The following is a 3,106-nucleotide window of genomic DNA, read 5'->3' as shown; positions in this document are numbered from 1 at the left end:
TCACTCTATTTACCAGCAGTCCGGAGATGGGTAAAATTGCTGCTGCGGCCAGTGCTTCCGGAAGCAATATCAGGCCGGTTTTCATGGGGCTGTATCCCTGGAGTTCCTGGAGAAAAACCGGCAACAGGAAAAGACAGCCTACGATTGACATAATGGAAAATACGCTTAAAAGCATGGAGAGGCTGTAAATGGGGCTGGTAAACAAGCGCAGTTCCAGCAGCGGACGAGGGTGCCCCAACTCCCATAATATAAATAGAAGGAGGAGAAAAATGGATATCACCAGGAGGTACACAATATAAGGGGTACCCCAGCCGTCTGTCGGCCCGTTGCTCAAGGCCAGCAGCAGGCCTCCCAGGCCGCCGGCGGACAACAGGAACCCCCAGAGATCCAGTTTTTCCGGTTGTGTTTCAAATTCATCCAGTGTGATGTAAGTTAACAATATGGTTATAATCCCTACAGGTATGTTGATGAAAAAGATCAACCGCCAATCAGCGTGTTCCACCAGATAACCGCCGAGTACCGGGCCCAGGGCCGGGGCGGCAAGAAGCGGTACGCCTATCAGCCCCATGGCGAGCCCCCGTTCCTTTTCTGTGAATATCTTGTAAAGGATGGCTATCCCCAGTGGCATAATCATGCCACCTCCAACTGCCTGGATGACCCGGAAAAAGATCAGGGAATGCAGGTTCCAGGCCAGTCCGCATAAGGCCGAGCCGGTGGTGAAAAGTATGATACTGGTCAGGAACACCTTTTTCATACCCCGGGTGGTGGCCAGATAGTCCGTAATGGGAATGACTATGCCCAGGGTCATCATATAGGCGGTGGCTACCCATTGTACCTCGTTTACGCTTACATTGAAAACCGACATCAAATTGGGAATAGCTACATTTACGATAGTCATGTCCATCAAATCCATGGACATGCCTGTTATGATTGTAAACAGCGCCATCCATTTGCCGAAGGTGCGGGTCATATCCCGGAATCCCTCCGTCTCCCTTAGTTATCGTTTCAAGCTTTGTTTTCAAGTGACCAAATAATCCAAACAACCCCAATAAACCAAAGAATGGACCGAAAAAAATACCCTTGAAACCCAAAAAACCAAAATTTACTTTGATTATATCTGCTGCCTCATGAAATGTCAACGCCCTTATACACGGCCTGAATTGACCGTTCAAAAAGCACTAAGCCAGCAAGGCAGCCACTACTCCCACCAGGAAAATACCATCGAATACCCCTGCTCCTCCTATGCTTAATACGTGTGCACCCAGTTGCCTGAACCGGTGCAGGTTTAACAGGTCAGCTCCTATGAGCGTACCCCAAACACCGGCAATATAGGCTACCGGTGCGGCGTCTTGGCCGGCCAGCAGTAAAGCTGCTGCTGCAGCTACCAGCGGAGGGATAAAAGCGGGCAGGGAAATACCCACTCCCGGTACAGGGCGGGCCAGGGCTCTGGCCACTATGGTTACAATAAGTACGGCTATTAATGCGGGCCAGAAGGGCGTGCGTTTCAACAGGTACAGACTGAAAACAACAGGAATTATAGCACCCCCCACGTTTACGGCAATTACCTGTTCACGCACTCTCGGTGGATAATAAAAGAGAAAGGGGAAGAAGAACCTTTCCTCCTCGACTACGAACCTCCGGCGTGATACAGGAATATTAATCATCCCGCCTATCATGGAAAGGCTGAACAGCAGCACGGCACCCTGCGCGGATAGTCCCAGCTTGGCAAAAGAAAAAGTTGCTACCTGGAAAAAAAGAATAAAAATTATAAATGGAAATAAGAAAATAAGGAACAAAAACCACATTAAGGGCATTAGTCAACACCTGCTTTCTTAACTACTATTCACCTGTTCTCTGGACCGGCCTTCAATGGTTGAGGGGCAGAAAACACCGGGAGCTGCTTCCAATTGGGACAGCTTATCTATGTCTCCGAAGACGATGATCATGTCCCCTGGCTGGATTTTCTCTGTTGCCTCCGGGTTGGCGATGGTGGTGTTTTTCCGGATGATGGCCAGAACCTGAACCCCGTAGTCTTCTTTCAGGCGGGATTCACGAATGGAACATCCGGCCAGTGGTGAGCTCTCGCTTATCAATAGTTCCTCCAGTTTGTAATCGGTGTTGCGGTGTTCAAGGATGCTTGAGACAAAATCCACCGCTGCAGGCTTGAGTGCAGCCAGGGCCAGGCGCGTGCCTCCAGGGATGCCTACGGCGGTCACCCAGTCGGCACCGGCACGCTTAAGTCGTTTGATATTTTCGGGCCGGTCGGCGCGGGCTACTACCCGGATGCCGGGGTTTAGATCCTTTGCGGCCATGGTGATGAGAATGTTATCCGGGTCGTGCGGTAGGGCGGCAATAAGACTCCTGGCTTGTTGTACACCTGCAGCCTTAAGGGTTTCGTCTTCGGTAGCATCTCCAGCTATGGCCGGGTGCCCTTGTTCCCGCAGGGATTCTACCTGCCGTTCGTTGAGATCAATTCCGACCAGGGGGATTTCTTCGCGCTCCAATTGTTTTACTGCCGTCATACCGGCACGTCCCAGACCGCAGACTATAACATGGTTTTTAAACCCGGCGATCTTGCGGTGCATTTTTTTATCCCCCAGAAAGCGGATGATATGTCCTTCCACCAGAGTAGCCACGACCGTTGATAAAGAAAGCCACTGGTAACCAACTCCGGTGACGGCCAGGATTAAGGCTACCACCTTCCCTGGTTCCGTAACAGGATGGTAGTCACCGTAACCGACAGTGGTAAGGGTAATGATAGCCAGGTAGAGGGCCTCAAATGGGCTTAAATGTTCAAAACGGGTGAGTAAGAGAACGCAGAGAATAAAGACGGCGGCTTCAATAGCAGAAGTAAAGGCGAGAAAACGCAATGCTCCAACAACGATGCGCTCATAGCTTTCCTGGTGCATGTTGTTGGTATGTTTCAGATGATGCATTGATGACCTCCTTAAAAATGCATTGCAAGCTCTCTAAGGAGGGTAGCTTCGTAAACGGCTTTGTATTCACTCCGCCTTACTAAAGCTTACCGTGCCTATGGTCACCAAAACGAGAGTAGAAAGGGAGCCGGCAATTAGAGATCAACCGTTGCAAAAAGACCCAATAGTAA

At 50.4% G+C, this 3,106-nt stretch carries 3 protein-coding genes; all 3 read right to left on the bottom strand.

Going from position 1 to position 3,106, the window contains the following annotated elements; all coding sequences use genetic code 11:
- Nucleotides 1-970: DHA2 family efflux MFS transporter permease subunit (locus ACPLUI_RS13160; RefSeq protein WP_424660707.1), on the bottom strand; the 970-nt coding region annotated here is incomplete at its 3' end.
- 208 nt (nt 971-1,178) lie between these two features.
- Entirely contained in the window at nt 1,179-1,805 is a 627-nt protein-coding gene (locus tag ACPLUI_RS13155; protein ID WP_424660708.1) for a DUF1614 domain-containing protein, read from the bottom strand.
- 27 nt (nt 1,806-1,832) lie between these two features.
- Entirely contained in the window at nt 1,833-2,936 is a 1,104-nt protein-coding gene (locus ACPLUI_RS13150) for a potassium channel family protein (protein ID WP_424660706.1), read from the bottom strand.
- Between the last annotated feature and the right edge of the window lie 170 nt (nt 2,937-3,106).

The sequence above is a fragment of the Desulfofundulus sp. genome, assembly GCF_049701015.1.
GTDB lineage: Bacteria > Bacillota > Desulfotomaculia > Desulfotomaculales > Desulfovirgulaceae > Desulfofundulus.
This window is presented reverse-complemented; position numbering and strand designations above follow the sequence as displayed.

Bases quoted from the DNA above. Each gene is read 5' to 3' on its own strand.
- ACPLUI_RS13155 (WP_424660708.1), bottom strand. From the start codon at position 1,805: ATGTGGTTTTTGTTCCTTATTTTCTTATTTCCATTTATAATTTTTATT.
- ACPLUI_RS13150 (WP_424660706.1), bottom strand. From the start codon at position 2,936: ATGCATCATCTGAAACATACCAACAACATGCACCAGGAAAGCTATGAG.